This window comes from Pantoea anthophila, from assembly GCF_026104315.1.
Lineage (GTDB): Bacteria > Pseudomonadota > Gammaproteobacteria > Enterobacterales > Enterobacteriaceae > Pantoea > Pantoea anthophila.
This window is the reverse complement of the sequence record NZ_CP110473.1, coordinates 3,882,022-3,909,012: the sequence shown is the minus strand read 5'-3', so window position 1 is coordinate 3,909,012 and position 26,991 is coordinate 3,882,022. Positions and strand designations below refer to the sequence as shown.

Sequence of the window (26,991 nt, the reverse complement as noted above, 5' to 3'; positions counted from 1 at the left end):
TCGTACAAATTCGATAAGAATAGTAGGCGTTACTCTAAGAAACGTTCATTTTTTGACACAGACGAAAGAAAGCGCCTGCGACCGCTATCAGCGGTTTTCCAGCCTGCAATCAGCGGAGGATCGTCAGCGGAAGGGCGGATCATAGCGCAAAGCGAGACAGAGATCTTCCCTTTCTACACAGTTTTGATCCTTTTTATCCACAGGCCTGAGGCGCGCAAAGAAGTTTACGCCAGTTGCCGGAAAAACCCGCAGGGATCTGACGAAAAGCGTCAGAATTTCGGACGATGTCTCGTTTTATCCCCACGATCCCGCCTCCCGATCGTAATAAGATCCCGTACGATCCTTGCGCTTTAGAGCGGAGCCCGTATAATTCCCCACCCGACATTGCGCCCCAAAGCAAAATGTCGGAACTCAGCGGGCTGTATGCGGGTTTTCAGGTACCGTGCCACGCGAAGTAAATTGACTCGGGACTGTACAATTATTACAATCCCGCCTCTTTATTAAAGACACATTGAGGCGTCGGTCGATTTACTGGCCCGAAACGCGTCACCCAGTGAAAATTTTCAAGTTTAGGTAGAAACCGCCATGAAACGCACTTTTCAACCGTCCGTACTGAAGCGCAACCGTTCACACGGTTTCCGTGCTCGTATGGCAACAAAAAATGGTCGTCAGGTTCTGGCACGTCGTCGTGCTAAAGGCCGTTCTCGTCTGACCGTTTCTAAGTAATAAAGCTAGCCCTGATGGGTAAGCTCGCATTTCCCAGGGAGTTACGCTTGTTAACTCCCACTCATTTCACTTTCGTCTTCCAGCAGCCACAACGGGCTGGCACGCCGCAAATCACTATTCTCGGCCGCCTTAACGCGCTGGGGCATCCCCGCATCGGTCTTACCGTCGCTAAAAAACATGTGAAACGCGCCCACGAACGCAACCGGATCAAGCGATTGACCCGCGAAAGCTTTCGTTTGCGTCAACATGAACTGCCGTCGATGGACTTCGTGGTGGTCGCGAAGAAGGGGGTTGCCGATCTGGATAACCGTATGCTGGCGGAAGCGTTGGAGAAATTATGGCGTCGTCACTGTCGCCTGGCGCGCGGCTCCTGATCGTCCTGATACGCGTCTATCAACGCGGTATCAGTCCATTACTGGGACCACACTGTCGGTTTCACCCGACCTGCTCTCATTACGGAATTGAGGCGTTACGCAGGTTCGGCCTGATAAAAGGCAGTTGGTTGACATTAAAACGCGTATTAAAATGCCACCCCTTGAACCCGGGTGGTGACGATCCTGTGCCGCCAAAAACCTTTGATACCAGAGAACATTAACGATGGATTCGCAACGCAATCTCTTTCTCATCGCTTTTCTGTTCGTGACCTTTATGATCTGGCAAGCCTGGCAGACGGACCACGCTCCGCAGCCACAGCAGACGCAGACCACACAGGGCACCAACAGCGTAGCGGGTGATACCGCCAGTCAGGGTGTACCGGCCAGCGGTCAGGGCCAGACGATCACCGTTAAGACTGATGTCCTGTCATTAAATATCAACACCCGCGGCGGTGATGTAGAGCAGGCACAGCTGCTGACTTTCCCGGACAAACTGGGTTCTGACCAGCCGTTCCAGCTGCTTGAAACGACGCCAGCCTTCCTTTATCAGGCGCAGAGTGGTTTAACCGGCCGTAATGGTCCGGATAACCCGAACAACGGTGCGCGTCCGCTGTTCACCACGGCACAGGATCACTTCGAGCTGGCTGATGGCCAGGCTGAACTGCGTGTGCCGATGACCTATACCGCTGAAAATGGCGTGGTTTACACCAAAACCTTCATCTTCAAGCGTGGCGAATATGCCGTTAATGTCGACTATCATGTCAACAACACCACCCAGCAGCCGCTGGAAGTGTCGCTGTTTGGCCAGCTGAAGCAGACTATCGATCTGCCTAAGCATCGTGATACCGGCAGCAACAACTTTGCACTGCACACCTTCCGTGGCGCGGCGTACTCCACCAGCGAGTCGAAATATGAGAAGTACAAATTCGACACCATCGCGGATAACGAGAACCTGAACACCACCACCAGCAATGGCTGGGTGGCGATGCTGCAGCAGTACTTTGCAACCGCATGGGTTCCGCGTACCGAAGGCACCAACACCCTTTACACCAGCAACCTGGGTAACGGCGTGGCGGCGATTGGCTATAAATCTGCACCGGTGACCATCGCGGCAGGCGCACAGCAGAATCTGGGCGCAACCCTGTGGGTCGGCCCGGAAATTCAGGACAAGATGGCTGCTATTGCGCCGCACCTTGATCTGACCGTGGATTACGGCTGGTTGTGGTTTATCTCTCAGCCGCTGTTCAAGCTGCTGAAATTTATCCACAGCTTCATCGGTAACTGGGGCTTCTCCATTATCGTGATCACCTTCATCGTGCGCGGCATCATGTACCCGCTGACCAAAGCGCAGTACACCTCGATGGCGAAGATGCGCATGCTGCAGCCGAAAATTCAGGCGATGCGTGAGCGTCTGGGTGATGACAAGCAGAAGCAGAGCCAGGAAATGATGGCGCTGTATAAAGCAGAGAAAGTGAATCCGCTGGGTGGCTGTCTGCCGCTGGTGATTCAGATGCCTATCTTCCTGGCGCTCTACTACATGCTGTCAGGCTCGGTTGAACTGCGTCATGCGCCATTCATTCTGTGGATCCATGACCTGTCTGCGCAGGACCCGTACTACATCCTGCCGATTCTGATGGGCATCACCATGTTCTTCATTCAGAAGATGTCACCGACCACCGTGACCGATCCGATGCAACAGAAGATCATGACGTACATGCCGGTGATCTTCACCGTCTTCTTCCTGTGGTTCCCGTCAGGTCTGGTGCTGTACTACATCGTCAGCAACCTGGTCACCATTCTCCAGCAGCAGCTGATTTATCGCGGCCTGGAAAAACGTGGTCTGCATAGCCGCGACAAGAAGAAAGCGTAAGCGATCCAGCGCGGGAGCCATCCCGCCCTATATAGTCTATTCTCAGGCGGTCAAAGCGACCGCCTGTGTTTTTTGTAGCGAGAGAAAATTTATGAGCCACAGCGATACCATTGTTGCCCAGGCAACACCGCCCGGACGCGGCGGCGTCGGCATTCTGCGCGTCTCTGGCGCACAGGCGGCAGAGGTCGCCCGCCAGCTGCTGGGCAAACTGCCTAAGCCGCGCTACGCCGATTATCTGCCGTTTACCGACAGCGACGGCAGCGTGCTGGATCAGGGTATCGCGCTGTGGTTCCCTGGCCCCCACTCCTTTACCGGCGAAGATGTGCTGGAGTTGCAGGGCCACGGCGGCCCGGTGATCCTCGACCTGCTGCTGAAGCGTATCGTGGCCCTGCCAGGCGTGCGGATTGCTCAGCCGGGTGAGTTTTCCGAACGGGCGTTCCTGAATGATAAGCTCGATCTGGCGCAGGCCGAAGCGATTGCCGATCTGATTGATGCCAGCTCCGAACAGGCCGCTCGTTCAGCCGTTAACTCGCTGCAGGGCGCTTTCTCAACCCGTATTCATCATCTTGTGGAAGCACTCACGCATCTGCGCATCTACGTCGAAGCCGCGATCGACTTCCCGGATGAGGAGATCGATTTCCTCTCTGACGGCAGAATTGAAGCGCAGCTGAATACGGTGGTCAGCGATCTGGATGCCGTCCGTGCCGAAGCGCGTCAGGGCAGCCTGCTGCGTGAAGGGATGAAGGTGGTGATTGCAGGCCGGCCAAATGCCGGTAAATCGAGCCTGCTGAATGCGCTGGCGGGCCGTGAAGCCGCCATCGTAACCGACATTGCGGGCACCACCCGCGACGTGCTGCGCGAGCATATTCATATTGATGGCATGCCGCTGCACATCATCGACACCGCCGGTCTGCGTGAGGCCAGCGACGAAGTGGAGCGCATCGGGATTGAGCGCGCCTGGCAGGAGATTGAACAGGCGGATCGCGTGCTGTTTATGGTGGACGCCACCACCACCGATGCCACCGAAGCGGCGGCCATCTGGCCCGATTTCGTTTCGCGTCTGCCGCCACAACTACCGATCACGGTCGTGCGTAATAAAGCGGATGTGACCGGTGAGTCTCCCGGTCTGACGGACGTCAATGGTCACTCACTGATTCGTCTGTCGGCACGCACCAGCGAGGGCGTCGATGCGCTGCGGGATCACCTGAAGCAGAGCATGGGCTTCTCCGGCAATATGGAAGGCGGCTTCCTGGCGCGTCGCCGTCATCTGCAGGCGCTGGAGTTAGCGGCAACCCACCTGCAGCAGGGCAAAGCACAGCTGCTCGGCGCCTGGGCGGGCGAGCTGCTGGCTGAAGAGCTGCGCCTTTCTCAGCAGGCGTTAAGCGAGATCACCGGCGAGTTCACCTCTGACGATCTGCTGGGACGTATTTTCTCCAGCTTCTGTATCGGTAAATAATCCCTCTGGCCTGGCAGCGTGGGCTGTCAGGCTGGCTTTCCCGCCGCGCGCGTTCCTCCGTTATTCCCCTCTCTGCAGTGATTCTTGCCGATATGTTATTTTGCGGCGGCACACCATTATCGTATAACGGTAGAGGCGCCGATCTGATGTGTTGCCGTGAGCGATCCCGCTCCAGCCACGTCAGGCCGCAAGCCAACCCTATACGTGAAGCTATTCGGGCGAACCTTTTCGCCTGCTACAGGAGAGTTGCATGAGTACACCGCTCGATAAGACCGCTCTGGACACGCTGTTTAACGACGCCCGCACCCACAGTTACTGGCAGGATAAGCCGGTCGATAATGCCCTGCTGGAACAGCTCTATACCTTGACGGCTCTGGGGCCAACGTCGGCAAACTGCTCGCCTGCGCGTTTTGTTTTTGTAACCTCGGCGGAGGGGAAAGAGAAGCTGAAACCGGCTCTCTCTTCCGGCAATCTGGACAAAACCATGAGCGCACCGGTCACGGTGATTGTGGCGTGGGATCGTGAGTTCTATGAGCAACTGCCCGCCCTGTTCCCGCATGCTGATGCGCGCAGCTGGTTTACCGGCAGTCCGGAAGCGGCAAAAGAGACGGCTTTCCGTAACAGCAGCCTGCAGGCGGGTTATCTGATTCTGGCGGCCCGTTCGCTGGGGCTGGATGCCGGTCCGATGTCCGGTTTTGATCCGGCGAAAGTGAACGACGCCTTCTTCCCGGACGGTCAGTATCAGGTCAACCTGCTGATCAATCTCGGCTATGGTGAGTCATCAAAACTGCATCCACGCCTGCCGCGTCTGAGCTTTGAGCAGGCAAGCCGTTTCGCCTGATGCTACCCGCGTCGCGATCCGCATCGCGACGCGCATGAACCGCACAGCCCATCATCAGAGACTCCCCCTGTGAACGCCTCAGCGGCGCAGTATCTTCTGCAGGCGCTTTTGCTGCCAGCGGTCCGCCAGCCCATGAAAAACAAAGGTCCGCATCGCGCGGATGAACAGCAAGGCCCCCCAGATAATCGCCACCCAGCGTGCCCAGTGATTGCCAGGCGCCGTCACGCCGTTAAGCGCGAAAAGCAGTGCGCAGATGACCACCGCGGTGATCAGGGAGCGATAAAAGCGTGCTTCCTCCGCGATCCTGCTGCGCGCATCAACAATCCGCTGATCCAGCGCCGGATTCTCGCCATTCTGCGGATCGGTCAGATCACTGACGCTGACCTCAAAGACCGCAGCCAGCGCACTCAGCGTCTCCAGACCCGGCCGCTCGCCATTTTCAATCCGCTGTACAGTACGGGTGCTTAATCCGGCCAGCTCTGCCAGTTGCTCCTGTGACCAGGCGCGGGCCAGGCGCAGTGCTTTAAATCGGTTGATGCTGCTCATTCGCGTTCTCCGTTGAATCGACAGGAAGAAAAGTGTGCGGCAGAAAGCCCGGCAGCAACACGATCCGGACCCGACAGCATCATGACACCCGCACGACAGCGGTGTCACCGTGTGTAAAACTCTTTCCGGGAACGGATGATGAGGTCAGGGTTCACGCATCAAATCCGGTTCCGATGCAGGTGTTCCCTGATGAAAAACCATACGCCAGGTTTGCCCCTCACGCACCCAGTGCGAGGCACGCAGTGCGGCCCTTTGACCGTCAGCATCCCAACTCCGGTAGTGCAGTATCAGACTCACCTCGCTTGTTCGCACCAGCTGAAAGCCACTGCTGAGCATGACGGGCTGTGGCTCTTCTTTTATCAGTGCTTCAATGGTTTGCGCCCGGGTGATAAAAATTCCTGAACGGGTTATCTCACAAAATTCAGGATGGAGTATCTGTTCAAGCCATGGCCGCTCGCGGCGCTGAGAACCGTGCAGGCTACGCTCTCGCTTCACCATCTCGTCCAGCAACATAGTTCATCCTCTTCTTACTCCGCATCCAGAGTTCGCAACAGTAATTTCTTTTAACTGTGATAATACTGTCCGCTTTGCCCCCGTGAATCCGTTCGTCCTATTCCGAATTTAGCCCAATCCGTGCGTTGCCGGGTGCATTAAGTTAAGAAAATTCTTACAATGCCTCTGATGATTATCTGACCATTTTCACGGAGCGACAGATGGCTGGTCATTTTGTACGCTGGACGGGTGACCCCTGTTTCCCGGCCAGTGAGATGCACATTCCCCAGGCAATCCGGGACACGGCACAGCAGTTTGCTGAAAAACGCCGTGGACGCTTCCTTGCCGCGCGTATCCTGCTGGCACAGCTGATGCAGCGGATTTATGGCATCAATGAGCTGCCGCGCTTAACCATTCAGGATAACGGACGGCCCGCCTTTGCCGACCGCGATCTGCCCGATTTCAGCATCGCCTATGCGGGTAATACCGTAGGGGTGCTGCTGGCTGAAGAGGGCGGGCGTGCCGGTCTGGATATGGAGATTGTGCATGCGCGGAGCCGTCAGACGCAGGAGCAGCTGATTCAGGGGCTGACCTCCGGCGAAATCGCCTGGATCAATGCCCAGCAGGATGCGATGGAAGCGGTGACCCAGATCTGGACGCTGCGCCAGAGCATTCTCAAGCTGACGGGAGAGGGCGATCGGGGGCTGGATTCGCTGCGTCTGCTGCCGGGTGCAGGGCGGCTGCGGTCGTCGCTCTATCCCGATATTCAGGTAGTCTGCGATGCAGAGCCTGTGCTGGTCTGGTCGTGTGCGCTCTCATCCGCGACCCAGCGGCTCTATCTGTGGGAGATGGATAACGCCTTTCAGTGGCGCGCATTACGGGAAATGGAGATGGGCAAGCCCAATATCGGGCCGCATGCGCTGCGGCTGACCAGCCTGCCCAGCGAGCGCAATCTGCATCCTGAGATGTGACAACGCCGCAACCGGTGGGTTGCGGCGCTCAGTCACTGCGCTCAGTGCGCGTCGATAAAGACAATCTTCAGTACGAACAGCAGGGCAACAATCACCACGCAGGGGCTGATCTCACGCCAGCGCCCGGTGCCCAGCTTCATCACGCAGTACGCGATAAACCCCAGCGCAATGCCTTCGGTGATAGAAAAGCTGAACGGCATCATGGCGGCGGTGACAAATGCCGGAACGGCTTCGGTTAAGTCATCCCAGCGCACGCGCGACAGGCTGGCCGTCATCAGCACACCCACGTAAATCAGCGCGCCCGCCGCGGCGTAGGCCGGCACCATGGCCGCCAGCGGTGACAGGAACGTCACCAGCAGGAACAGCAGGCCGGTGACGACCGCCATCAGGCCGGTACGGCCACCAATCGCCACCCCGGAGGAGCTCTCAATATAGGCGGTCACCGAGGAGGTGCCCGCCAGCGCGCCACTCACTGAACTGATGCTGTCGACATACAGCGCCTGCTGCATGCGCGGGAAGGTGCCGGTTTCATCGGTCAGGCCCGCTTTATCGGTGACGCCAATCAGCGTGCCGGAGGAGTCGAACAGATTGACCAGCATAAAGGAGAAGATCACCCCGGCCATGCCGATGTTGAATGCGCCTTTGATATCGACCTGACCGACCACCGACGTTACCGACGGTGGCGCGGAGAAGAGGCCGACAAACTTCACATCGCCCAGCATCCAGCCGATAGCCGTGGTGATCACCATGGAGATCAGCACCGCCGCGTGGATATTACGCGACGCCAGAATGGCGATAATAAAGAAGCCCAGCGCGCCCAGCAGCACGCTGTGCGAGGTCAGGTTGCCTACGGCCACCAGGGTATCGGGATTAGGCACGATAATGCCCGCATTTTTCAGCCCCATCATGGCGATAAACAGGCCGATCCCGGCGGTAATGCCGACGCGCAGGCTGAGCGGGATATTGGCAATCATCCAGTAGCGGACCCGAAGCAGCGTCAGGATCAGCAGGCCGACCGCACCCCAGAAAATGGCGCCCATGCCGACCTGCCAGGAATACCCCATCGCCCCGACCACCACAAAAGCGAAAAAGGCGTTCAGTCCCATAGCGGGTGCCAGCGCTACCGGCAGATTGGCAAACAGGCCCATCAGAATGCTGCCGAAGGCGGCAATCAGACAGGTGGTGACAAACACCGCCTGCGTATCCATGCCCGCGACGCCCAGGATCTGCGGATTGACGAAGACGATATAGACCATCGTCAGAAAGGTGGTGATACCCGCGATCACTTCGGTACGCACCGTGGTGCCATGTTCCTGCAGCCTGAAAATGCGCTGCAAAACGCCTTGCTTGCTCATGCCATCCATCCAGAAGAAAAAATCATCGGCGCGTATCCTGGCGATTTTACCGGGGCAATACAATGATTTTTCGCAACCGATTGCCAGTCTCGCAATCTGTACGGAGTGCGGTAAAGTGGGGAACCCACACCTGAATCGAAGGATAGAATCTGATGTCAGTAGAATGCGTCTTTTTTGATTGCGATGGCACGCTGGTGGACAGTGAACTGCTCTGCACCCAGGCCTACGTGAATACCTTTGCCCGCTATGGCCTGACGCTGTCGCTGCAGGAGATGTTTGAAAAGTATAAGGGCGTCAAACTTTACGACATCATTCGTGATGTGGGTGAGGCGCATCAGGTGTCGCTGCCGATGGAGGAGGTCGAAACCGCCTACCGCGCGGAAGTGGCGCGACTGTTCGACCAGCAGCTGCAGCCGATCGCCGGTGCGAAAGCGCTGGTGGAGCAGATCAGGGTGCCGATGTGCGTGGTCTCAAACGGAACGGTAAAGAAGATGCAGCACTCGCTGGGATTAACCGGCATGCTGCCGCTGTTTGCTGAGCACCTCTACAGTGGCTATGACATTCTGCACTGGAAGCCCGATCCGGAACTGATGTACCACGCGGCGGAGCAGATGCAGGTGCCGATTGAGCGCTGCATTCTGGTGGATGACTCCGAAGCGGGCGCCCGCGCCGGGATCGCCGCCGGGATTCCGGTCTACTACTACTGCGCAGACGCGCATAACCCGGAACTGGATCATCCGCTGGTGACGCGCTTCGATGACATGGCGCAGCTGCCTGCGCTGTGGCGCGCCCGTGGCTGGGATCTGGTGTAGCGCGGCCCATGAGTCACACCGTCTGGTTTTTAACCCTGCCTGGCGTCATGGTGCTGGATCTGACCGGTCCGGCCGAGACGCTGAAACTGGCGGGCGATCATTTTACGCTGCGCTACATTGGCCCGCAGCCGGAGGTTGTCTGCTCCACCGGCATGACCATTGGCGGCATCGAACCGCTGCCGGAACAGCTTCCCGCCGACAGTCTGCTGGTGGTGCCGGGCGTCTATGACTCCCGGCACTGCTTTGCCACGCCGCAGGCCGCCGAGGCGCGCCAGTGGCTGATCCGGCAGCAGGCTGCGCTGCGCGCGCAGACCTGTATGCTGGTCTGCGTCTGCTCAGGTGCCCTGCTGGCCGCGCAGGCGGGGCTGCTGGATGAGGTTGAATGCACGACACATCATGATGTGATTGCCCGTCTGAAAGCGGCCGCCCCGCGCGCACGGGTCAAAGAGAACCGTGTCTTTGTCGGGCACGGGAACATCTGGACCAGCGCAGGCATCACGGCGGGTATCGACCTGGCGCTGCATCTGATTAATCAGCTCTGCGACACGCCCACGGCGCTGGCGGTGGCGCGTGAAATGGTGGTCTGGTTTCGGCGCGCCGGTGATGACCCGCAGCTCTCGCCGTGGCTGCGTTACCGCAACCATCTCCATCCCGCCATTCACCGGGCGCAGGATCTGATGATTGCCCATCCTGAGCATGGCTGGACGCTGACCGAACTGGCCGCACGCACGCACGTCAGCAGTCGCCATCTGGCGCGGCTCTTTCGTCAGCATCTGGGGATCAGCGTGCGTGAGTACCACGAACAGCTGCGGGTGGGCGTGGCGCGTCAGCGGCAGCAGCAGGGAGAGTCCGCCGAGAAAGCGGCGCTGGCGGCAGGATTTTCATCGGCGCGCCAGCTACGACGCGCCCGTCAGCGCGAAGCCGATCAGCTGACAAAGTGACGGGTGTCGACGCGTTTCAGTGCCATGCCCAGCAGCAGGCTGCCGCCCAGCGTCAGCCCGAACACCCAGGGCAGGTCGAGCCACGGGCGTGACATGTCATCGTAGTGATGCGTGCGCAGATAGTGGATAAACAGCGCGTGAAAGCCGTAGATCGGCAGTGAATAGCGCGCAATCAGCGAAAAACCGGGCAGGGTGCGCTGGTTGAGACAGTTTTTAAACACCACCAGCAGGCTGATCGCGGCGATAAATACCAGCGGTCCGCAGTAGAGATACCAGGTATCGTTAAACGCGCCATTAACGATCAGCGCCTTTTTGGTGCCGAGGGTAATGCCCGCCACACAGGCGATAAACAGCCCGGCGGCGAGCGGTGTCAGGCCGCGCCGGGTGGTCTCCATCGAACCGATAGCCCGCCCCAGCAGCGCATAGAGCAGATAGTAGATACTGTCGCCACTGACATAGAGATTCACCGGCAGAAAATGAAAGGGGCCCAGCGACTGGCTGACCGTATTCGGGTTGGCCAGCACCGCCAGCACCAGCACCAGCAGCGCCACATAGCGCGCCTGGACCGTTTTCACCTGAATCAGCGGCGACAGCAGATAGATACCGATCAGCGCAAAGAAGAACCAGAGGTGATAAAACACCGGCTTCTGCAGCATCTTCAGGATCGATCGCCCTTCGCTGATGGGGGTCAGCCAGGTGATATAGGCGAGTGACACGGCGCTGTAGAACAGCAGGCAGAGAACCAGCCGGAGCATATGGCGCGGCTGGGCGCTGCGCTCACCGAAAAAGAGGTAGCCGGAGATCATAAAGAAGAGCGGAACGCAGACGCGTGAGGCCGAGTTCAGCAGATTAGCGGCATCCCAGGCAACCCCCTTTACCGCCATCGGCCCGGTGATATACCAGGTGGTGGTGTGAATGACGATCACCATCAGGCAGGCAACCGCGCGTAAATTATCGATCCAGTAAATCTTCTGCGGCATAGCGTCCTCTTGCGCATAGCGTCCGTGCGGGAAAGGGTAGCCAAATGCGACCAGTGCAACAACTGCCACCAGCAGGATTCAGACCCCTCTGTACACCAGCGTGCTGAATCCCCCTTAAACGGGCCGCTATCGTCCGGGATTTACGGCTGCACATCGCGCGGTCAAAGGGTATACTGTCGGCCTCTTTTTTTAATCCAACCGAAGCGCGTGCACACTTAACATGCAAAAGTTTGATACCAAGACCTTTCAGGGGCTGATCCTGACCTTGCAGGATTACTGGGCGCGTCAGGGCTGCACCATTGTTCAACCGCTGGACATGGAAGTGGGCGCTGGCACTTCACACCCGATGACCTGCCTGCGCGCACTGGGCCCGGAGCCGATTGCCGCCGCCTACGTGCAGCCATCACGCCGTCCTACCGATGGCCGCTACGGTGAAAACCCGAACCGTTTACAGCACTACTACCAGTTCCAGGTAATCATCAAACCTTCACCGGATAACATTCAGGAGCTCTACCTTGGCTCACTGAAAGAGCTGGGTATGGACCCGACGGTGCATGACATTCGCTTCGTCGAAGATAACTGGGAAAACCCGACGCTGGGTGCCTGGGGACTCGGCTGGGAAGTGTGGCTCAACGGCATGGAAGTGACGCAGTTCACCTACTTCCAGCAGGTTGGTGGCCTGGAGTGTAAGCCGGTGACCGGCGAGATCACCTACGGCCTGGAACGTCTGGCGATGTATATCCAGGGCGTCGACAGCGTTTACGATCTGGTGTGGAGCGACGGTCCGCTGGGCAAAACCACCTACGGCGACGTGTTCCATCAGAACGAAGTGGAGCAATCCACCTATAACTTCGAATACGCCGACGTCGACTTCCTCTTTACCTGCTTTGAGCAGTATGAGAAAGAGGCGCAGCATCTGCTGGCGCTGGAAAAACCGCTGCCACTGCCCGCCTACGAACGCATTCTGAAAGCGGCGCACAGCTTTAACCTGCTGGATGCCCGCAAAGCGATTTCGGTCACGGAGCGTCAGCGCTATATCCTGCGCATCCGTACTCTGACCAAAGCCGTGGCTGAAGCTTACTACGCCTCTCGCGAGGCGATGGGCTTCCCGATGTGCAATAACAAAAAGTAAGAGGCAGCCATGACTGAACAAACCTTCCTGGTGGAGATCGGCACCGAAGAGCTGCCACCAAAAGCCCTGCGCAGCCTGGCGGAAGCCTTTGCTGCGCAGGTTACCGCGGAACTGGATGCCGCGAACCTGAGCCACGGCGAGGTCAGCTGGTTTGCTGCACCGCGTCGCCTGGCGCTGAAAGTGGCGAACCTGAGCGCCGCACAACCCGATCGGGAAGTGGAGAAGCGCGGACCGGCCGTCGCTGCGGCGTTTGACGCGGACGGCAACGCCACCAAAGCGGCCGAAGGCTGGGCGCGCGGCAACGGCATCACCGTCGATCAGGCCGAGCGTCTCGCTACTGATAAAGGCGAATGGCTGGTTTATCGCGCCCAGGTGAAAGGCGAAGCGGCTCAGACGCTGCTGCCAGCAATGATTGCTAACGCGCTCGGCAAACTGCCGGTGCCAAAACTGATGCGCTGGGGCGACAGCGATGTGCAGTTTGTCCGTCCGGTACACACCGTGACGATGCTGCTGGGCGATGAGCTGATCCCTGGCACCATTCTGGGCATTGAGTCAGGACGTCACATCCGCGGCCACCGCTTCATGGGCGAAAACGACATCATCCTTGAGAGCGCCGATCAGTATCCTGACGCGCTGGAAAAGCGTGGCAAAGTGATCGCCGATTATCAGACCCGTAAGGCGATGATCAAAGCGGATGCTGAAGCGGCCGCGCGCCGTTTAGGCGGCAATGCCGATATCAGCGACAGCCTGCTGGAAGAGGTCACGTCGCTGGTGGAGTGGCCAGTGGTGCTGACTGCCACCTTTGAAGAGAAATTCCTCAAGGTGCCCGCTGAAGCGCTGGTTTACACCATGAAGGGCGATCAGAAATATTTCCCGGTGTATGACAACGACGGCAATCTGCTGCCGAACTTCATTTTCGTCACTAACATCGAATCCAGCGATCCGCGCCAGATTATCGCGGGCAACGAAAAAGTGGTGCGTCCACGCCTGGCCGATGCGGAGTTCTTCTTTAATACCGACCGTAAAAAACGTCTGGAAGATCACCTGCCGCGTCTGGAAACCGTGCTGTTCCAGAAAGAGCTGGGCACGCTGCGTGATAAAACCGATCGCATTCAGGCGCTGGCGGGCTGGATCGCCGGCCAGATCGGCGCCGATGTGAATCACGCCACCCGTGCCGGCCTGCTGTCGAAGTGCGACCTGATGACCAACATGGTCTTTGAGTTCACCGACACCCAGGGCGTGATGGGCATGCACTACGCGCGTCACGACGGCGAAGCCGAAGATGTGGCGGTCGCGCTGAATGAGCAGTATCAGCCGCGCTTTGCCGGTGACGATCTGCCGTCCAGCCCGGTCGCCTGTGCGCTGGCGATTGCCGATAAGATGGATACCCTGGCCGGTATTTTCGGCATTGGTCAGCATCCGAAAGGCGACAAAGATCCGTTCGCGCTGCGTCGTGCGGCGCTGGGCGTGCTGCGTATCATCGTTGAGAAGAACCTGCCGCTGGATCTGCAGACCCTGACGGAAGAAGCGGTGCGTCTGTATGGCAGCAAGCTGAGCAACGCCCGCGTGGTGGATGATGTGATCGACTTTATGCTGGGTCGCTTCCGCGCCTGGTATCAGGAAGAGGGTCACAGCATCGATACGCTGCAGGCGGTACTGGCGCGTCGTCCGACCCGTCCGGCTGACTTTGATGCACGTATGAAAGCGGTGTCGCACTTCCGTACGCTGGAGGCGGCGTCAGCACTGGCAGCGGCAAACAAACGCGTCTCAAATATTCTGGCAAAAGCGACTGAACCGCTGAATGAGAGCGTGCAGGCGTCGCTGCTGAAAGAGAATGAAGAGATCCAGCTGGCGACCTTTGTCACCGCGCTGAGCAGCAAGCTGCAACCTTACTTCGCGGAAGGCCGTTATCAGGATGCGCTGGTCGAACTGGCACAGCTGCGTACCGCGGTCGATAACTTCTTCGATAAAGTGATGGTGAACGCCGACGATCAGGCGGTGCGAATCAATCGCCTGACGCTGCTGTCAAAACTGCGCGAGCTGTTCCTGCAGGTGGCGGATATCTCGCTGCTGCAGTAATCCTCTCTGGTTGAGGCAAAAAGGGACGAGCAATCGTCCCTTTTTATTTTTTTCTGGTCTGCATTCTGAACCCGGCGGTCAGCGTGACCGTTTCAGTGACTGCTTTTTTAATGTTCAAATGAGTACAAAAACGTGCTTGAAGCGAGCGGAAAATGTCATCCGGGTGCAGGATAAACCCGCCATTATCTGGCTTTGTATTTTTTTATTTATTATTAAATATCAATAATCTGATTTGATTTTCCTCTCCAGTTCAACCGTCTCTTCTTTCCGTCAATCCGCAGCTTAAGAAACCGCCTGAAAAAAAGTCCGCCCTCTTGTTTTTGCTCTTTTCAGAGTGATAATTCGCCAGAAGTTACACTCCGTTACAGTTAGTGAAATGGAATTCATATGAAAAGGATTTTTTTATCCCTATGGCATCTGCTCGTCCTGGTGACGGGCGCGCTGTTCTGCTTCGCTTTCCCGCTGATGGCAGCCCCGGCTGCTGAAACGTCTCGCGAACAGGGCCAGGCCATTGATGCCCGCGAACAACAGCGTCAGCAGACGCGCGAGCGCGTGCTGCAACAGCAGAATGCGCCGCAGGTGAATGAACACCTTCCGCGTCCTGATAGTCGGTTGCCCGGTTATCCTGTTAATGAGCAGCCCTGCTTTACCATCCATCGGATCGCCCTGACGGGCGAGGCAGCCAGCCGTTTTCAGTGGGCTATCGATGCTGCTTCAGACGCTACCGGCCGTTGCCTGGGCGGACAGGGCATCGTGCTGGTCATCAACAAAGTGCAGAATGCGATTCTCGCCAGAGGCTATGTCACCACCCGCGTTATGGCGCAGGAGCAGGATCTGACGAAGGGCGTGTTGACGCTGACGCTGCAGCCTGGCCGTATCAGCCAGATCCGCTTCGAAGAACCCGTTTCCTGGCGTGGACGGCTTTGGAATGCCGTTCCGGCGTCATCAGGCGATATTTTGAATCTGCGGGATATAGAGCAGGGCCTGGAGAACTTTAAGCGGGTGCCCAGCGCCAGTGCTGACATTAAAATTGTGCCGGGCGAACAGGAAGCCACCAGCGATTTGCAGGTCAACTGGCACGAAGGCAGACCGGTACGGCTCAGTCTGGGACTGGATGACAGCGGATCTGAAAGTACCGGACGCTATCTCGGTTCTGCCACGCTGGCTGTGGACGCCCCTTTTGCGCAGAACGACCTGTTTTACGCCAACATGGGTAAAAATCTGTTTGAGCGTGGGCCGTTCGGCAGCCGCTCGCATACCCTGAATTACTTTTTCCCGATCGGGTACTGGGCCGTCTCCGCCAGCTACAACGACTACACCTATCACCAGAACATTCCCAATGCCAATGAGGTGCTGCGCTACAGCGGTAAGAGCGACAACGCCCAGCTCACGGTCTCCCGCCTGCTCTATCGCGACCAGTCCAGCAAAACCACGCTGAATCTGCGCGGCTACCGCAAACACTCCACCAACGCCGTCAACAATATCGACATAGAGCAGCAAAAGCGGCGCACCGCAGGCTGGGAACTGGGCCTGAATCAGCGCAGCTATTTTGGCAGCAGCACGCTGGACGCGAATATTGCCTGGCGGCGCGGTACAGGGGCATTCAATGCATTACCTGCACCGGAAGAGCCGCGCCATCAGGGTAGTGCGCGTACCGGCATACTGCTGGGCGACCTCGGCATCAACCATCCTTTCGCCCTCGGCGAGCAGCCATGGCGGGTCTACAGCAGCGTGCGGGGACAATGGAGTCCGAATGCGCTGACGCCGCAGGAGCGCTTGGCGATTGCCGGGCGTTACACGGTACGCGGCTTTGACGGTGAACAGATGCTGTCAGGTGAAAAAGGTCTGCTGTGGCGCAACGAGATCGGCTGGGATCTTTTCTCACGCGGGCATGAGCTTTATATGGCCGCCGATTATGGTCGGGTAAGCGGGCCTGGCGCCCGGGATCTGGTCGGGCATCAGCTGGCAGGCAGTGCCATCGGCGTACGCGGCTCACTCTGGAGTCGCTTCAGCTACGACCTGTTTGCGGGCGTGCCGCTCTTTAAACCCGAGGGTTTTCATACCTCCGGCATCACGGCGGGTTTCAGCCTCAACCTGGAAATCTGACCACTCACTTTCACACGGATGTGACCCATGAATAAACATTGTTATCGTATTATTTTCAGCCGCACCCACGGTGAACTCCGGGTGGTGTCCGAACTTGCCCGCAGTTGCAGCACTGAACCCGGCCAGAGCCGGGGAAGCGGTGCGGCGCGTCTCTGGGTTACGTTACGCCGCACGGCGTGGCTGCTGGGACTGGCGCTGTTTGCCGGGCCAGCACTGGCGAACGGCATTGTGGCGGATGGTAACGCTACGCCAAGTCAGCGGCCGGACGTCATCGCTACTCAGAACGGGCTGCCGCAGGTCAATATTACTGCGCCCAATCAGGCAGGAATCTCACACAACCAGTATCAGCAGTTCGACGTCGCACAGAACGGTGCCATCCTCAATAACTCAGCAGTGATGACCTCCACGCAACTGGCCGGCATGATTCAGGGCAACCCGAACCTCAAGCCCGGCACTGCACCCGCGCGGGTGATCCTCAACGAAGTGAACAGCAACAATCCCAGCCAGCTTCGCGGTTATATGGAAGTGGCGGGCGGACGGGCGCAGGTGATCGTTGCCAACCCGGCCGGGATTGTCTGCAACGGCTGCGGCACCATCAATGCCGGACGGATGACGCTGACCACTGGCAAACCGCAGCGCAACGCTGACGGCAGCCTGGCGGGTTATCAGGTTGAGCGCGGCGTGGTGCGCATTGAAGGCGGCGGACTCAACGGCGATCCCCGTCATGATACTGAATACGTAGACGTTCTGGCCCGCGCGGTGGAGATCAATGCGGGCGTCTGGGCCAAAAAAGAGCTGGCGGTGGTGGCTGGTCGCAACCGCATCAGTGCCGACACCCAGACGATCACACCGCTGGCTGACGACGGTAGTACCAGACCTGAACTGGCGATCGACATGGGCCAGATGGGCGGCATGTACAGCGGCCAGATCCGCATGATTGGCACCGAAGCGGGCGTCGGGGTACGGAATCAGAACGCCCAGGTGCAGGCGGGTAAAACGCTGGTGGTGAGCAGCGAAGGTAAACTCGTCTGGCAATCAGCGGCACAGGATGGCGTCACGCAGGCCGCAGGTGACATCAGCCTGGCGGCCAGAGACAGCGTTGATTATCAGGGCAAGCTCCACAGTGGCGGTCAGCTGACGGTTCAGAGCCGCGAAGGCGGGATTACCCAGTCCGGCACGCTGGCGGCGGCTGGTGACGTACGGCTGACTGCGGCCCGCAGCATCCAGAGCAGTGGACACCTGCTGGCGGGCAGCGATGCCAGCAGCCAGATTGTGCAGGAAGCCAGTCTGCAACTGGAGAGCCAGGATACCATTCGCGCCAGTGGCAGCCTGTTGAGCAAAAAAGAGGTCAGCGCGCGCGGACGCCGGGTCGATCTCAGTGGCGCTCAGGTCGCTGCCAGCCGCGCCACCCTGACTGCTCAGGAAGCGGGGGTTGCCGTGCGTCAGGCGGTGATTAATGGCACGGAGCTGGTGATAAACACCTCTGGAGATATTGAGGCGCAGCAGGCACAGATTAGCGCCGGACGCTGGCAGGTCGACGGACGCAGCCTGTTCAGCCAGCAGGCGGGATGGTCGCAGACCGGAAGCGGCGAGAGCCGCTTTACGTTGTCTGGCGGGCTGGACAACAGCGAGGGTTCGATTGAGAGCCAGCAGCTCAGTTTTCAGGCCGCCTCGCTCAACAATCAGCGTGGCCGTATGGTTGCGCTTGATAACGCAGCGCAGCACTGGCGGATTGATGGGCTGTTTGACAACACGTCGGGCGAGCTGGGCAATAACGGCGATCTGACGCTTGAAACCGGCAGCCTGAATAACCAGGGCGGCACCATCAAAACCCAGGCGGCGCTGTCTGTCACTGCCCGCGACGCGGTTAACAACAGTCAGGGTAATCTTCTGGCCGGTAATGCGCTGACGCTTAGCGCGGGCGGCGATCTGGATAATCAGGCGGGCACCCTGAACGGCGGCCAGCTGTCGCTGACCGCGCAGCATCTGAATAATGCGCAGGGCGAGATTATCAGCCAGCGTGATCTGAGCCTGACGGCAAGCGGACTGGATAACTCAGAGGGCAAAGTGATTGCGCTGCAGGATTTGAGCCTGACGACGACACAGGGCCTGGACAACAGCGATGGCGGGATCGAAGCAGGTCATCATCTTTCGCTCAACAGCGGCGGATTCTGGCAGAACAGCGGTGGGACGGCGCAGGGCGGTGAGCAGGTTACGGCGACGGCAGATCAACTCAATAACGCCAGCGGCCGCTTGCAGTCTGGTGGTGATCTGATGCTGACCAGCCGCGGCGATATCCTCAACCAAGGCGGAAAACTCACGGCGAAAAACGCTCTCGCGATCCAGGGCACCGCCGCGACGCTGTTTGATAACGATGGCGGGTCGCTGCAAAGCGGCGGCGATCTGCGCCTGCAGGGTGGCGCGCTGAACAATCGTCAGTCAGGACAGATTCTCAGCCAGCGGGCGCTGACGCTCAGCCTGGCAGGCGACTGGGACAATCAGGGCGGCACCCTGACCGGCAACGGCAGCACGCAGGCCAGCGCCGCAAATCTGTTGAATGCCGGGGGCGCGATCAATGCGCTGGACGCGCTGGGTATGCAGTTCGCGGGTCGTCTGGATAACAGTAATGGCCGCATCTTCAGTCGGTTAAGCCAGACGCTCCAGGCGCAAGAAATTGGTAACGCCCAGGGCTGGATAGGCAGTCAGGGGAACTGGACTGCCGCGGCTGCCGGTTTCGATAACACGGCGGGCAGCGTGCAAAGTCAGCAGCAGGCTCAGCTCTCGGCAATCTGGCTCAGTAACGCCAGCGGCGTGTTGCAGTCAGCCGCCGGGCTGGTGTTGCGCGTTGCACAGGATATCAATAACCTGGCCGGTAAAGTCTCTGCGCAGCAGCAGCTGACCGTGCAGGGTCAGACCAAAGGCAGCCGCACCGGTAACATTAACAATGCAGGCGGCCAGTGGCTGGCTGGTGAAGGGCTGACGATCACCGCTGAGCGTCTCAATAACACTCAGGGTGGTCTGCTCTACAGTCAGCGGCAGTTAAGGCTGAACCTGGCCGGGGATCTGGATAACCGGGCGGGCAACGTGCAGAGCGGCGAAGCGCTCCAGCTTGATGCGCAGACGCTGAACAACGCGGGCGGCCACATCGACAGCCAGCAACAGCTCAGCCTGCAGCTGTCAGGAGAGATGGATAACAGCGGCGGTGCGGTGCGCAGTAACGGTGAACAGCAGATTCATGCTGCGACGGTCAATAACCGTCAGGGCATCTTCAGCAGTCGTGAGGCGATTAATCTGACAACAGGGCAACTGGAGAATGCCAGCGGCACGCTGATCAGTCAGGGCGCGGGAAATTATCACCTCAATGTGCTCAACAACCCGCAGGGCAAAGTCCACAGCGGCGCGGCGCTCTCCCTTGACGCTGTGCAACTGAACAATCAGGGCGGCCAGCTGGTCGCCACCCAGGATCTCGTGCTGAAGGCCACGGCGATCGATAACAGCACACAGGGTGTGCTCAGCAGCCAGGCGGGACTCTCACTGCAGGCCGATCGTCTGAGTAACCGCGACGGCGGCCTGTTACTCGGCACGACCTTTACCGACATAGCTGCCCGTGACATGGATAACAGCAGCGGACGGCTGCAGAGCGCCGGAACGCTCCTGCTTCGGGGTGTTGCACAGCTGGATAACCGGCAGGGACAGATGCTGGCGAATGGCGATCTCACCCTCAACGCCGATCTCTCACCGACTGATTCACCGCTGGTGCTGCTCAATCAGCGCGGACGGCTGGAGAGTGCGGGCGCATTAAACATCCATGCGCACGCTTTCGATAATCAGGGCGGTACCCTGCTCGGGCTGCAGGCTCTGACGCTGACCGCGCAACAGGATTATACCCGCGAGGCGGGTGAAACCCTCAGCAGTAACGGCACGGTGACCTTCTCGCTGAGCGGGGCGTTTACTAACCTGGTGGACTGGCTGCTGCCGGGTAATCTGGTGCTGAATGCTACGGCTATTACCAACCCGGCGATGCTGGCGGGCAAAACTGTTCAGCTCACGACCGGTGCGCTGCTGAATAGCGGGCGGCTTGAAGCCGACGCCCTGACGCTGAATGTCGATTCGCTGGATAACGGCGCGACCGTGATGGGCGATGAGATCACAGTGCGTGGTCGGGTGATCGATAACCACGGACAGCCTGCCGTAATTGCGGCCACCCAAAGCCTGACGCTGCAGGCCCGCGAGCGGCTGAGCAACAAAGAGGGTGCACTGCTCTACAGCGGCGATCGCCTGTTCCTGCACAGCGATGACCTGATCGAGAACCGGGCGAGTTTTATCGAAGCAGATGGTGATATGAAGCTGGAGGCGCGTCGGCTCGACAACCTGCGCGAAGGACTGGTGATTGAGCGCAACGCTGAGAGCAGCGACTACAAGTGGCATCGTTATAACTATTACTGGCGCTCGATGGGTGAAGAAACTAATACCGATGCAAGTACGATGCAACCCAATACCCAGCATTTGACATTCCGTAATGACGAGGCTGCTGAAAATAATGCTTATGGTACGTTGCTGAACATCGACTCAGCGGGTAAGAGGGCCGAAGTGCGGGTGAAAAACAGCTCAGGGAAACTGGTCGATCTATGGGTTAATTATCTTGCCCTGATTCCCAATGCAGATGGCAGTTATGCCATGACGTTTTATGATATGCGGGGATGGCATCAGTTGGCTAATATCCCAACGCCTTATCAAAACACCTTCTGGCGTGAACAAGGTATCGGGCAGGCCGTTGTATGGGATCCAGAGCGGTTCATTGATATTGCTTCCGCCCCTTTTGTCAGCGATTACAGTAATTTTCGTGAGCGTACTGTGACTGGCACTGTGACAGCAGACAAACTGGTTTCCGTAGGTAAGGGCGCACGTATTCTGGCGGGCGGCAACATGATGCTGAGTATTACCGGCAATTTACTCAATGATGCCAGCGTGATTACGGCTAACGGCAATCTGACAATGGATGGCGGTGGAAATGTCGATAATCGGGGATATTCGGTTAACGAGCGGCGTCAGGAAGTTATTGTTGATCATTATGATCAACACAAAAAGCACTGGTATCCAACCTTCAATTCTGACGAGACCACGGCCCTGGCTACCGTTGACGGCATCATTACCGGCAACGGTAACGTCAGTATCAGCGGAGCGAGCATCAGTAACACCACCGTTAATCAGGCGCAGGTCAGCCAGCTCGAGGCGGCGCTGCAGGCGGTGGACGCCGAGCGCGCAGAGTATGAACGTAACCCGCTGGCTTTTGCCATAGACGGCGTCGCTCACCATGACGGCGACACAGAACTTGCGGCGGGTAATTCATCGGGTCGCCCGCTGTTACCGGCCGAGCTGGCGCTGACGGCGCTGCAACAGCTGGAGAAAGTCGCCACAAGCATCCCCAATAACGGCCTGTTCAGCCAGCATACCGCGGCAGGTAGTCCGTTCCTGGTGGTGACTGACGAGCGCTTCACCAGTCGGGAGAAATTTATCAGCAGCGACTATCTGCTCGAACGGGTGGGCTATAACCCGTCGCAGGTGCATAAACGACTGGGCGACGGTTTTTATGAGCAGCGGCTGGTGCGCGAGCAGGTCCTGGCGCTGACCGGCAGGCCTTCCGTTAATGGCTGGGATGCGATGGAGCAATATCAGGCGCTGATGAACAACGGCGCTGAAGTGGCGCAGGATTTCCATCTGGTGCCGGGTGTGGCGCTGACGCCGCAACAGATTGCGGCGCTGCAGCAGGATATCGTCTGGCTGGTCAGCGAAACAGTGGATACGGCAGAGGGTCCGCAGAGCGTGTGGGTACCAAAAGTCTATCTGGCACAGACTACCCTGCGCCTGACCGGTGATGGCGCGGTGATTGGCGGCGGAGATCTGCAGCTCTCGGCAGACAGCGTGACCAACGCCGGAAATATCTTTGCGGACAAGGCACTGTCAGTCGACAGTAATCAGTTCCTGCATCTGGGCGGCGACATCAAAGCGGGAAGCATTGATGTGAAGGCGGAGACGCTGACGATCAGCACCGATCTGCAGAATGCCCTGCGCCAGGCGACGATGAGCGCTGATGATATCAGCCTCAGCGGCACCGATATCCGGCTGCAGGGCGCGAAGCTCAATGCCACCGATAACCTCAGCCTGAGCGCACGCAACAACCTTGAGATCGGCACTGCAAAAAGCAGCCACAGCGGCAGCCTGAACGTGATTGCCGGGGCGATGGGAAATCGCACCAGCCGCGGCATGGAAGAGGCGGGCAAGCGCATGGCGCAGGTCAGCGGCGAGTGGCAGCAGGCACAGGGCAGTGAGCTTAACGCGGGTGGTAACCTCCTGCTCTCGGCGGGGCGTGATCTGACGCTGACCGGCAGCCAGGCCAGCGCCACCGGCTCTGCCCGGGTTAAGGCTGGTGGCGACATCCGCATCGGGGCCGAGACCACCACCAATACCACCCATCTTGAGGCCAACAGCCGGACCTCATCGGTCAGCAACAGCCGTCAGGAAGATCGTCTGCTGCTCAGTTCCCTGAGCGGTGATCAGGGCGTGACGCTGGTGGCAGGCAATAATCTGCTGACCGAAGGCGCGCAGGTTGACAGTTCACAGGGCCAGATTGGCGTCAGCGCGAAGAACGTTACCATCAGGGACGCACGCGCCAGCCTGTCAGCGCAGGACAGCGAGAACAAGCGCGAGGGCAATACCCGCAGCCACCGCGAAGAGGAAAGCTCGCGTGAGAGCAGCACCGGCAGTACCTTCAGCGGACAGCAGGGCGTAACGGTGATCGGGCGTGAGGGTGACGTGACGGTCACCGGCAGCACGCTGCACAGCGAACAGGGTGCAGTCGGACTGCAGGCGAAGCAGGACGTGGTGCTGAATACAGCCACCGAACGTGAGTCGTTCTACAGCGAGGAGCGCTCAGAGAATAAAGGTCTGCTGAACAAAAGCAGCGGCCACAGCGTAACGCAGGACGTTACCACCCGTGAGAACGGCAGCCTGCTGAGCGGCGAAAGCGTCACGGTCATCGCCGGACGTGATCTGACGGTGACCGGATCGGCGGTGGTTGCCGACCAGGACGTCAATCTGCGGGCCGGGCGCGACGTGGAGATCGGCGCGGCGACCGAGACCGAGAGTCACTATCAGCTGGAAGAGAAGAAAAAGAGCGGCCTGCTGGGCAGCGGCGGCATTGGCTTCACCGTCGGCAAACAGTCAACCCGCCATGAAATCGATGAGAAGGGCACTACCCAGAGCCAGAGCGTCAGCACCGTCGGCAGCAGCCAGGGCAGCGTCAATGTTACGGCGGGCAACCGGCTGCACGCCGGCGGCGCAGACCTGGTGGCGGGGAAAGATCTGAACCTGACGGGCGACAGCGTAACTATCGACCCGGGCTTTGATATACGCAGCCGCAAGGAAACCTTCGAGCAGAAACAGAGCGGTCTGACCATTGCCCTGTCAGGCACGGCGGGCAGCGCGCTCAATACCGCGGTCAGCAGCGCACAGCAGGCGAGGAAGTCGGGGGACGCGCGGGTCAGCGCGCTGCAGAACACGCAGGCGGCGCTGAACGGGGTGCAGGCGGCGCAGGCCGCTGAGCGGGACAGCCTGCAGAACGGCGGAGCGGGCGGGACCAACACCATCGGCGTCAGCGCTTCGTACGGCAGCCAGTCGTCGAAAAGCGAAACCCGTACTGAAAGCCGCCAGTCGCAGGGCAGCACGCTGACGGCGGGCCGGAACCTGACCGTCACGGCCACCGGTAAAAATGGCACGGCCCAGAGCGGCGACATCAGCATCACCGGCAGCCAGCTGAAGGCGGGCGGCGATATGAGCCTGGAGGCGTCGCGTGACATCCTGCTGCAGTCGGCGCAGAACACCCGGAGCACCGACAGTAAGAACAGCAGCAAAGGCGGCAGCGTCGGGGTCGGCATCGGCGTGGGGTCGGGCGGCTACGGCATCACGGTATCGGCGGGCGTGAACGCGGCGAAGGGCAGCGAAAAGGGCAACGGGCTGACGCACAGCGAAACCACGCTGGACGCGGGCAACCGGCTCAGCCTGACCAGCGGGCGCGACACGACGCTCACGGGCGCGCAGGCAAACGGCAGCAGCGTGAAGGTGGATGCGGGCCGCAACCTGACGCTGACCTCGGAGCAGGACAGCGACCGCTACGACAGCAAGCAACAGAGCGCCAGCGCGGGCGGCAGCTTCACGTTCGGCTCCATGACCGGCTCGGCGAGCGTGAACGTGAGCCAGGATAAAATGCACAGCAACTGGCAGAGCGTGGCCGAACAGACCGGGATTTATGCGGGTCAGGGCGGCTTTGACGTGACCGTGGGTGAGCACACGCAGCTGAACGGTGCGGTTATCAGTTCCACTGCCACCGCCGATAAGAACCGGCTCGACACCGGGACGCTGGGGTTCAGCGACATAGAGAATCATGCGGAATATGAGGTGCAGCATCAGAGCGCAGGCATGAGCACCGGCGGCGGCATCGGCGGGAGCTTTGTCGGTAACATGGCGAACGGGATGCTGGCGGGACTGAACGACAGCGGCAGCGCGGAGAGCACCACCAGGTCGGCGGTGAGCGAGGGCACCCTCGTTATCCGTGACCCGTCGAAGCAGAAGCAGGACGTGGCGGACCTCAGCCGCGACGTGGCGAACGCGAATCCGGGGCTGGACGTCATCTTTGACAAGGAGAAGGAGCAGAACCGGCTGAAGGCGGTGCAGCTGATAGGCGAAATCGGGGCTCAGGCGGGGGATATCGCGCGGACGCAGGGCCAGATAGCGGGCCTGAAGGCGCAGCAGGACCCGGCAGCACTGGCGGCTGCCAGGGAAGAGCTGGCGGGAAAAGGGAAGCTGAACCCGACGTCAGATGAGATAGCGAAGCAGGCTTTCGACACGGCGATGAAGCCGTTCGGCACGGGTTCGGCGCTTCAGCAGGGCATCAGCGCGGTGACGGCGGCGGTACAGGGGCTGTCGGGCGGGAACGTGGCGCAGGCGCTGAGTGGGGCGGCCGCGCCGTATCTGGCGACGGAGATACACAGGCTGACGACCACGACAGGGCCGGACGGCAAAGAGGTGGTCAATACCGAAGCGAACCTGATGGCGCACGCGGTACTGGGTGCGGTAAGCTCGTATGCATCCGGCAACTCAGCACTGGCGGGTGCAGCGGGCGGCGTCAGCGGTGAGCTGATGGCGAAGCTGGTGATGAACCAGCTGTATCCGGGCAAAGCGGTCGGTGACCTGAGCGAGACGGAGAAACAGCAAATCAGCGCCCTTGGGACGCTGGCAGCGGGTCTGGCAGGCGGCGTAGTTGGTAACAGCACGGGCAGTGTGGTGGCGGGGCGCAGGCGGGTAAGAATGCGGTTGAGAATAACTGGCTGAGCGTTCAGGAAGCCGATAGAAAGAAACAGCTGGAGACGAAGCGCGACTACCTGAAACAGGAGTTAACACCGGCTGAAGCGAAAGAACTGGTGACGATTAATCAGACAGATAAAGCGCGTGATGAAGCGATAAAAGCGGTCTGTACGGATGGTAATAAAGGTGGTTCGGCCTGTGGTGCGTTAATTGTTCCGGCGCAGGAAGCATTGAAGAAATACGGTGAAAATGCCACCTACTCATTATTGTACAAAGATATATACCCACAGGATGTGAAAAATCTGGAAGGTGTTTTGCAGGGACTGGATGCAGGCAGCATCAGCCGCGACCAGGCCATCACAGCAATAGCACAGGCTTCCGGTGTAAGCTGGGAAACAGCAGCAGGCCGTTATGATACGGCAATGCAGACTCAGGAACTGGCTGCTGCTCTGGCTGGTGCATATGGGCTGAAGAGTGTAATTAAGGAACCGACAAAAGAGAGTTCAGCTAAACAACAATCTCAGCCTTCAACGGGAAGAACGGTAGAGCCGAATAGAATTGCTGCTGATGAGGAAGCTTCAGGATGGTCACAGTACGATAAATATCGTAATGAAAGTGGAAACTGGAACTGGCCTGCAAAATTAGGTTTTGCCGAAGAACCAGTAAAAACAACGCTTCCTGTAGGCACTCGTTTGGATAGGTATGGAGAACCAAGTGGGTCTTTTCTGGCACCTAAGGGAACTCCTTATGAACAACGCGCTCTTGCTCTTGGAGCAGGCGCAGAGAAATACTATGAATATGAGGTCATTAAGCCTTTGCCAGTCATACAAGGAAAAATAGCCCCTGCTTTTGGTGAAGCTGGAGGAGGCATTCAGATTCTGCCTAATATGCAAGAGCGTGTGAATGTTGAATGGCTTCTGAAAAATGAATATATCCGTGAGGTTCACTAA

Annotated in this window: 18 protein-coding genes; 14 read left to right on the top strand and 4 right to left on the bottom strand. The window is 58.9% G+C overall.

All coding sequences use genetic code 11. The annotated features are described in order from the left end of the window. The first annotated feature begins 585 nt into the window (after nucleotides 1-585). The 6 genes from rpmH to OJ965_RS20615 all read left to right on the top strand — a co-directional run bounded on the left by rpmH (nucleotide 586) and on the right by OJ965_RS20615 (nucleotide 5,267). The gene (rpmH, locus tag OJ965_RS20640) at nucleotides 586-726 is read left to right on the top strand and encodes a 50S ribosomal protein L34 (RefSeq protein WP_003849659.1); all 141 of its coding nucleotides are present in this window, start codon (nucleotides 586-588) and stop codon (nucleotides 724-726) included. Nucleotides 727-740: 14 nt separating this feature from the next. Further along, nucleotides 741-1,100: a ribonuclease P protein component gene (rnpA, locus tag OJ965_RS20635; RefSeq protein ID WP_008926396.1), complete on the top strand. Its 360-nt coding sequence runs from the start codon at nucleotides 741-743 to the stop codon at nucleotides 1,098-1,100. Further along, the gene (gene yidD, locus OJ965_RS20630; protein ID WP_008926397.1) at nucleotides 1,064-1,321 is read left to right on the top strand and encodes a membrane protein insertion efficiency factor YidD; all 258 of its coding nucleotides are present in this window, start codon (nucleotides 1,064-1,066) and stop codon (nucleotides 1,319-1,321) included. The genes rnpA and yidD overlap by 37 nt, the downstream gene beginning before the upstream one ends. 2 nt (nucleotides 1,322-1,323) lie before the next feature. Then, nucleotides 1,324-2,970, top strand: coding sequence for a membrane protein insertase YidC (gene yidC / locus OJ965_RS20625; protein WP_046100913.1), 1,647 nt, complete (start codon nucleotides 1,324-1,326; stop codon nucleotides 2,968-2,970). A gap of 91 nt (nucleotides 2,971-3,061) precedes the next feature. Further along, nucleotides 3,062-4,426, top strand: a complete 1,365-nt coding sequence (gene mnmE, locus OJ965_RS20620; protein WP_265137702.1) for a tRNA uridine-5-carboxymethylaminomethyl(34) synthesis GTPase MnmE — start codon at nucleotides 3,062-3,064, stop codon at nucleotides 4,424-4,426. A 250-nt stretch (nucleotides 4,427-4,676) separates the two neighbouring features. After that, nucleotides 4,677-5,267, top strand: a complete 591-nt coding sequence (locus tag OJ965_RS20615) for a malonic semialdehyde reductase (RefSeq protein ID WP_140029617.1) — start codon at nucleotides 4,677-4,679, stop codon at nucleotides 5,265-5,267. 78 nt (nucleotides 5,268-5,345) lie between these two features. On the opposite strand, the gene OJ965_RS20610 is transcribed toward OJ965_RS20615, so the two are convergent. Continuing rightward, nucleotides 5,346-5,813 carry a helix-turn-helix domain-containing protein gene (locus OJ965_RS20610; protein ID WP_009088299.1) on the bottom strand — a complete coding sequence of 156 codons (468 nt, stop codon included), beginning with the start codon at nucleotides 5,811-5,813 and terminating at the stop codon, nucleotides 5,346-5,348. A gap of 144 nt (nucleotides 5,814-5,957) precedes the next feature. Continuing rightward, complete coding sequence (locus OJ965_RS20605; RefSeq protein ID WP_009088301.1) at nucleotides 5,958-6,326, bottom strand: nuclear transport factor 2 family protein; 369 nt, start codon at nucleotides 6,324-6,326, stop codon at nucleotides 5,958-5,960. 200 nt (nucleotides 6,327-6,526) lie between these two features. Here OJ965_RS20605 and OJ965_RS20600 point away from each other — a divergent pair, with 200 nt between their 5' ends. Beyond that, nucleotides 6,527-7,276, top strand: coding sequence for a 4'-phosphopantetheinyl transferase family protein (locus OJ965_RS20600; RefSeq protein WP_058957170.1), 750 nt, complete (start codon nucleotides 6,527-6,529; stop codon nucleotides 7,274-7,276). A gap of 41 nt (nucleotides 7,277-7,317) precedes the next feature. Here OJ965_RS20600 and OJ965_RS20595 read toward each other — a convergent pair whose 3' ends face one another. Further along, nucleotides 7,318-8,631, bottom strand: a complete 1,314-nt coding sequence (locus OJ965_RS20595; protein WP_140923976.1) for an NCS2 family permease — start codon at nucleotides 8,629-8,631, stop codon at nucleotides 7,318-7,320. Nucleotides 8,632-8,783: 152 nt separating this feature from the next. Between OJ965_RS20595 and yieH the strand changes: the two genes are divergently transcribed. Beyond that, the gene (gene yieH, locus OJ965_RS20590; protein WP_009088307.1) at nucleotides 8,784-9,443 is read left to right on the top strand and encodes a 6-phosphogluconate phosphatase; all 660 of its coding nucleotides are present in this window, start codon (nucleotides 8,784-8,786) and stop codon (nucleotides 9,441-9,443) included. 8 nt (nucleotides 9,444-9,451) lie between these two features. After that, complete coding sequence (locus OJ965_RS20585; RefSeq protein WP_265137696.1) at nucleotides 9,452-10,384, top strand: GlxA family transcriptional regulator; 933 nt, start codon at nucleotides 9,452-9,454, stop codon at nucleotides 10,382-10,384. Here the strand turns inward: OJ965_RS20585 and OJ965_RS20580 are convergent. Continuing rightward, on the bottom strand, nucleotides 10,369-11,364 hold the full coding sequence (locus OJ965_RS20580) for an acyltransferase (protein WP_009088311.1): 996 nt from the start codon (nucleotides 11,362-11,364) through the stop codon (nucleotides 10,369-10,371). The genes OJ965_RS20585 and OJ965_RS20580 overlap by 16 nt on opposite strands. Before the next feature lie 220 nt (nucleotides 11,365-11,584). Here OJ965_RS20580 and glyQ point away from each other — a divergent pair, with 220 nt between their 5' ends. The 5 genes from glyQ (at nucleotide 11,585) to OJ965_RS20555 (ending at nucleotide 26,991) form a co-directional block, all read left to right on the top strand. Continuing rightward, nucleotides 11,585-12,496 (top strand): glycine--tRNA ligase subunit alpha, encoded by a 912-nt coding sequence (gene glyQ, locus OJ965_RS20575; RefSeq protein WP_003849680.1) that lies wholly within the window; start codon nucleotides 11,585-11,587, stop codon nucleotides 12,494-12,496. Between the two features lie 9 nt (nucleotides 12,497-12,505). After that, nucleotides 12,506-14,575 (top strand): glycine--tRNA ligase subunit beta, encoded by a 2,070-nt coding sequence (gene glyS / locus OJ965_RS20570; RefSeq protein WP_009088313.1) that lies wholly within the window; start codon nucleotides 12,506-12,508, stop codon nucleotides 14,573-14,575. Between the two features lie 387 nt (nucleotides 14,576-14,962). Beyond that, nucleotides 14,963-16,681: a ShlB/FhaC/HecB family hemolysin secretion/activation protein gene (locus tag OJ965_RS20565; RefSeq protein ID WP_265137692.1), complete on the top strand. Its 1,719-nt coding sequence runs from the start codon at nucleotides 14,963-14,965 to the stop codon at nucleotides 16,679-16,681. 27 nt (nucleotides 16,682-16,708) lie between these two features. Beyond that, complete coding sequence (locus OJ965_RS20560; protein WP_265137691.1) at nucleotides 16,709-26,068, top strand: hemagglutinin repeat-containing protein; 9,360 nt, start codon at nucleotides 16,709-16,711, stop codon at nucleotides 26,066-26,068. Continuing rightward, nucleotides 26,065-26,991 (top strand): TNT domain-containing protein, encoded by a 927-nt coding sequence (locus tag OJ965_RS20555; RefSeq protein WP_338117911.1) that lies wholly within the window; start codon nucleotides 26,065-26,067, stop codon nucleotides 26,989-26,991. Before OJ965_RS20560 ends, OJ965_RS20555 begins: the two co-directional genes overlap by 4 nt.

What these genes read in the sequence shown, in the direction of transcription:
- rpmH (WP_003849659.1), top strand. Translation starts at nt 586, where the DNA reads ATGAAACGCACTTTTCAACCGTCCGTACTGAAGCGCAACCGTTCACAC.
- rnpA (WP_008926396.1), top strand. Translation starts at nt 741, where the DNA reads ATGGGTAAGCTCGCATTTCCCAGGGAGTTACGCTTGTTAACTCCCACT.
- yidD (WP_008926397.1), top strand. Translation starts at nt 1,064, where the DNA reads ATGGCGTCGTCACTGTCGCCTGGCGCGCGGCTCCTGATCGTCCTGATA.
- yidC (WP_046100913.1), top strand. Translation starts at nt 1,324, where the DNA reads ATGGATTCGCAACGCAATCTCTTTCTCATCGCTTTTCTGTTCGTGACC.
- mnmE (WP_265137702.1), top strand. Translation starts at nt 3,062, where the DNA reads ATGAGCCACAGCGATACCATTGTTGCCCAGGCAACACCGCCCGGACGC.
- OJ965_RS20615 (WP_140029617.1), top strand. Translation starts at nt 4,677, where the DNA reads ATGAGTACACCGCTCGATAAGACCGCTCTGGACACGCTGTTTAACGAC.
- OJ965_RS20610 (WP_009088299.1), bottom strand. Translation starts at nt 5,813, where the DNA reads ATGAGCAGCATCAACCGATTTAAAGCACTGCGCCTGGCCCGCGCCTGG.
- OJ965_RS20605 (WP_009088301.1), bottom strand. Translation starts at nt 6,326, where the DNA reads ATGTTGCTGGACGAGATGGTGAAGCGAGAGCGTAGCCTGCACGGTTCT.
- OJ965_RS20600 (WP_058957170.1), top strand. Translation starts at nt 6,527, where the DNA reads ATGGCTGGTCATTTTGTACGCTGGACGGGTGACCCCTGTTTCCCGGCC.
- OJ965_RS20595 (WP_140923976.1), bottom strand. Translation starts at nt 8,631, where the DNA reads ATGAGCAAGCAAGGCGTTTTGCAGCGCATTTTCAGGCTGCAGGAACAT.
- yieH (WP_009088307.1), top strand. Translation starts at nt 8,784, where the DNA reads ATGTCAGTAGAATGCGTCTTTTTTGATTGCGATGGCACGCTGGTGGAC.
- OJ965_RS20585 (WP_265137696.1), top strand. Translation starts at nt 9,452, where the DNA reads ATGAGTCACACCGTCTGGTTTTTAACCCTGCCTGGCGTCATGGTGCTG.
- OJ965_RS20580 (WP_009088311.1), bottom strand. Translation starts at nt 11,364, where the DNA reads ATGCCGCAGAAGATTTACTGGATCGATAATTTACGCGCGGTTGCCTGC.
- glyQ (WP_003849680.1), top strand. Translation starts at nt 11,585, where the DNA reads ATGCAAAAGTTTGATACCAAGACCTTTCAGGGGCTGATCCTGACCTTG.
- glyS (WP_009088313.1), top strand. Translation starts at nt 12,506, where the DNA reads ATGACTGAACAAACCTTCCTGGTGGAGATCGGCACCGAAGAGCTGCCA.
- OJ965_RS20565 (WP_265137692.1), top strand. Translation starts at nt 14,963, where the DNA reads ATGAAAAGGATTTTTTTATCCCTATGGCATCTGCTCGTCCTGGTGACG.
- OJ965_RS20560 (WP_265137691.1), top strand. Translation starts at nt 16,709, where the DNA reads ATGAATAAACATTGTTATCGTATTATTTTCAGCCGCACCCACGGTGAA.